Source organism: Candidatus Micrarchaeota archaeon (assembly GCA_021163225.1).
Classification (GTDB): domain Archaea; phylum Micrarchaeota; class Micrarchaeia; order Anstonellales; family JAGGXE01; genus JAGGXE01.
In genome coordinates, this window is sequence record JAGGXE010000031.1 from 1 (window position 1) to 4,737 (window position 4,737).

General features: G+C 44.6%; 3 protein-coding genes. 1 reads left to right on the plus strand and 2 read right to left on the minus strand.

Going from position 1 to position 4,737, the window contains the following annotated elements; all coding sequences use genetic code 11:
- Together J7K41_02325 and J7K41_02330 are read right to left on the minus strand one after the other, a co-directional pair.
- A partial coding sequence (locus tag J7K41_02325; GenBank protein ID MCD6549524.1) for a right-handed parallel beta-helix repeat-containing protein occupies positions 1 to 2,046 on the minus strand: 2,046 nt, incomplete at its 3' end.
- A 111-nt stretch (positions 2,047 to 2,157) separates the two neighbouring features.
- Complete coding sequence (locus tag J7K41_02330) at positions 2,158 to 2,820, minus strand: diadenylate cyclase (GenBank protein ID MCD6549525.1); 663 nt, start codon at positions 2,818 to 2,820, stop codon at positions 2,158 to 2,160.
- Positions 2,821 to 2,998: 178 nt separating this feature from the next.
- Between J7K41_02330 and J7K41_02335 the strand changes: the two genes are divergently transcribed.
- Complete coding sequence (locus tag J7K41_02335; GenBank protein MCD6549526.1) at positions 2,999 to 4,426, plus strand: ribulose-bisphosphate carboxylase large subunit; 1,428 nt, start codon at positions 2,999 to 3,001, stop codon at positions 4,424 to 4,426.
- The last annotated feature ends 311 nt before the right edge of the window (positions 4,427 to 4,737 follow it).

The following is a 4,737-nucleotide window of genomic DNA, read 5'->3' on the forward strand; positions in this document are numbered from 1 at the left end:
GGGCGGGATGAACATATCACCGGATTCCACATGACTGAAACTACCGTTAATACCTAATACGCAGTAACCTGATGAAGGATGACCCCGGAGCATCTCAACCCCTACGAAGTGGCCATTAGGCAATCCGTATAATATCCCTCCGTCACCCTCTGAAGATGTTGAGGAATCGAACACAACACTATCGTCTTCAAGTATCTGATAATCCGATTCTGAAGACCTGTAGAAATAGTAATCATGCCCGTCAAAACTACCCAAGAACAACCTCTCCCCCACGTCTACGGAAGTATATCCTTCCGGACATTCGGCAGTACAACTTCCGATCTTATCAAAATAATCTGGGTCATCCGGTTCGGACGTGTCGTAGGTGGTGTTTATGAAAGTATTAACCCCAGTTGTATCATAAATATCAAGAGAACGGTTATGATAATAATTAAAACATACCCGATTATTTATGAAGGTATTGTTTACAGGTGATCCTGCCAAACTAATAGAGATACCTTTTTCACTATTGTTTAGCACGGTGTTATTCGTAATAACATTGGATCTCGCATTAATATAAAGATATATCCCAGATCCAAGATTTGAAGTTATATTATTGGAAATTACACTATCGTTAGAACCATCAAGAAGAACACCGTCTAAGTTGTTAAAACTGATGTCATTTTTTATTATCATATTATTAGAGAAAGAACCTGAGGTGGTGTGGACTTCAAAAATTCCGTAATTATTTCCATAAATTTTATTTCCAACAAGAATATTATCAGATCCGGAAACAAAAATCCCACTTCTGGTGTTGTTATAGAGATGCGTATTGTTTACAATATTATGCCTCACAGGATCCGGTAAATAATAAAGGTATATCCCATTCTTAAAACCAGAGATCTCAACATTTTCAATAACAACATAATCCCCAACACTATAAATACCATCTAACTCGGGTCGTCCCATCATAGAATGATCCATCCCATCTAAAGTTACATTATTAGAAAGAATATGTATACAACTTGATGACGAATTAGGAATATGAGATACAACTATATCACTACACAACACGTAATCTCCCGGTTCGGTAATATCGGTACAATCGTAAATACAGGTTACGTTCATCTCATCAACACACAGAGATACTTCTGATGAAGGTCCGACCGGCCGGACAGGACGGGAGATCGCACCAGGTATTGTAGGTTGACTACTCCCCTGAGAAACGTTCCCAACATCCAGTAATGAGAAAGTATACTTAACAGCCGGAGAAGTTTTCTCTTTACCGACCCTTTTATGCGAAACGTAGGTGAACCTCTCCCCCTCAGTCAGGTTGAACATCTCCTTCTTCCCGGCCGATTTGTCGTAAACCACAAACCTAAACCTGCCATCCTTCGTCATACCGAGATAATCAATCTCCAACCCGTCCACAACCCGTTCCTTAACCCGGTCCGAGAAGGTAAAGGTATGATCACACACGCCTTCCTTACTACCCAACACGACCTTAGTTTCTGGTCCCTCATACTTAACCAGATAACCAACGAACGGTCGGATCACCTTAGTGGGCTGATATTTCCCCTGGGAATACTCATACACATCTAACTTATATTTGCCCCTGCCGACCCGAGCATCCAAGGTCTCACGGACCTCGTCAACCGACACCTCAGAACTCGGTCCGCCTAAAAACTGGGTGCCTGGGGACAATTTCCATGTCACCGAACTAACGGGCGAACCGCACACCTCCACTTTTCTGTATCCTTCGGAATACGCCCAATACCCGGTTCCGGGTACAAACTCTCTAACCGTTACGTATTTCCCATCCGCTAAAGCGTACACCTTTATCACTGACGGTAACACTACCGAATCCATCGGAAAACTGACAAGGTTCCAACCCTTATCCAGGTACAAACTCTCGCACGAGCCGGACCCTTTCTGAACAGGAATGAGGATGTTACCGGTTCCGTCGGAAGTGTGTCGAACCGAAACAGGAACTTTAGACGGCGCTTCGTAAGCACTCACAAAAACAGAGATCACGACGAGCAACAGCATAACCTTCTTATACATCATGGACTCACCCACTGAACTTCACAAGTAACTTTAAGAGAAGAGGTTTTTTTAAAAACTTTTCCGAATGACGTTGAGGGTTATATAAAGAACCTTTACCTCTCTTGAGAAAGGTCAGAACTCTATCTTCTTGATCATCTCCAACGCCTTCTTGGACACAAGATAACTCCCCGCAAACACGATAACACCCGGCGCACCGACAAACGGTATCGCTGCCGCTCCTGCGAGTAGACCTGCTGCCTCGGGTGAATCGAGGAACCTGATGATCTTGGAGATGTTCTTCTCTATATTCTTCGTAAACGGATTGATCTCCATGATCTTCTTGCCTTCTTTGTATATCCTCACTACTTTATCCTGTTCGGACGCCAACACCGCAATAGCACCGCGTTCGGAAGCGCCTTTTGCAGCGGAATGTCTGGTACCGTACCCCTTCTCGGTTTTAGTGTTCAGTATTCGGGCACCGTAAGCTTTCACCCTACCCGAAGGGTCGATGATAACCGCACCGTCCACACATGCGAGTTTGGACAGTACCTCTTTCATACCCGGTTCGAATACGGATACTTTATTTCTTTTGAAGAAGTTCGGGAAATGACATTTGTAATCCCTTCCTTCTTTCAATCCGCCCAACACAAGAAGACAACCTTCACCTTTCCGCGCAACGTTGATCGCGATATCCAGAGCAACCTGTTCGACACGGTCTTCACCCTTTTCCTTTTTGTTCTTTGTACGACGTGTAGTTTTTTCAATGGATTTCTTCCCATGTCTCTTGGATGCCATTTCCGATACCTCCGACAAAAATTTTTATCAGAAAGTTTTTACCTCATGATTCTAAAATTTAACTTTCAAAATAATTAGGAAAGGCAAATGTTTTAAATATGTTTACGGAGAGTACCATCTGAAGAAGTCCAGGTGTTAAATAAAGTCCAGGTCAATGTTTAGAACGGGGTGAAAGGAGATGTACGGAGGATACGAATATATCGACACCAAGTACAGACCGTCAAAGGACGATTTCATCGTATTGATGTGGGTTTCTGGAGAATATCCGTTGGAGAAACTCGCTGAAGGAATAGCGGCGGAATCGTCGGTGGGCACGTGGACAAGGATAAAGACGATGAATAGGAAGGTTTTCAAAAGATATCGGGCACGGGTATTCAAACTCGTGAAGGTCACTGGTACTTCGGGTTTCATATACATCGCCTATCCTTACGAACATTTCGATGCTAAGAATCTGTTACAGTTTCAGGCAAGCGTTATGGGAAACATATTCGGGCTTAAAGAACTTAAAGAACTCTACATCTGCGATATCTCATTCCCGATACGTTTTCAAAAACTGTTAACAGGTCCGAAATTCGGGATCCGTGGAATAAGAAAATACATCGGGACAAACAAACCGGGAAACAGGCGACCGCATACAGGAACCATCGTGAAACCCAAGGTAGGTTTAACACCGAAAGAGTTTGCTAAGGTGGCGTACACCGCTTGGGTCAACGGGTTGGACCTTGTCAAAGACGATGAAAACCTTGTAGACCAAAAGTTCTGTCCCTGGAAGGAACGGTTTGACGAAACGCGGAAGATGCTCGATAAAGCGGAGAAGGAGACAGGGGAGAAAAAACTCTATGCAACGAACATCACGGACTCATCGATAGACAGGATGGTAGAGAGGTTGGAATACGTGAGAGAACACGGCGAAAAGATGGTAATGTTGGACGTGTACGTGTTAGGGTTCACCGCTCTCACCCATATGATGGAACTGACAAAGAGATACGGACTCTTCGTTCACGCACACCGCGCAGGTTATTCCGCACATCACAGAGGGAGTTTCGGTGTCAACTTTCAGGTTTACGAAAAGTTCTACAGAATGATCGGTGTTGACCAACTCCATATAGGAACTGGTGTCGGTAAGATGGAAGGTTCGCCTATGCTCATAAAAAGGTTCCATGAGATAGCCGTCAAACGAAAAGGTACCGAAAAGTTCTACATAGGTTCGTTGGCTTTCGAGTTTGCAGAGCATATCAAACCGTTCTTCCCGGTTGCGTCCGGCGGTGTTGACCCCGGTAAGGTGGATAACCTGATAGCGCTCCACGGAAAGGACGTTGTTATTCAGGCGGGCGGCGGCGTGCACGGGCACCCACGCGGCACAGGCGCGGGTGCCCGCGCATTACGCGCCGCCGTCGACGCGGTCATGCAGGGCATACCGATACCCGAAGCGGCTGATAAAAACCGAGACCTTAAGGAAGCGCTCGACCGGTTCGGATACACCGACCCGTCAGATGTAAAGAAAACGTTGAGGTTCGAAAAGGAGAACGTGGAACTTATGGAACATCTGGTCCGTTCAGAAGGTATAAACGCTTTGAGAATGATCACCGAAAAATACGTATTCTGAAGAGCTATCCGGAAACTACTAAGATAAGATCATGCGGACGGTTAGAGAGACGAGTAAACAGATGGTAAGATGGTCTGTAAGAAAAGACAGCGAAAGGAACCATCCTCAGCTAACCTCTAGGGGGTACTTAAGAAACTAGGTAGAAAATCTAAGCCTATCAGTACCATCTGTCAGTAGGATTCTATGGGTAAAAAATGCGGAATCGGACTGAGTTATAGAATGAAATGAAAAGGGAAGTATAAGAATATGAGGAGGGGGTACATGAAAACAGCGGATGATGACCTTTTAAATAAAGGATGATAACTTTTTAA

Excerpts from the sequence above, each read along its gene's own strand:
- J7K41_02335 (MCD6549526.1), top strand. The coding sequence starts at position 2,999 with ATGTACGGAGGATACGAATATATCGACACCAAGTACAGACCGTCAAAG.
- J7K41_02330 (MCD6549525.1), bottom strand. The coding sequence starts at position 2,820 with ATGGCATCCAAGAGACATGGGAAGAAATCCATTGAAAAAACTACACGT.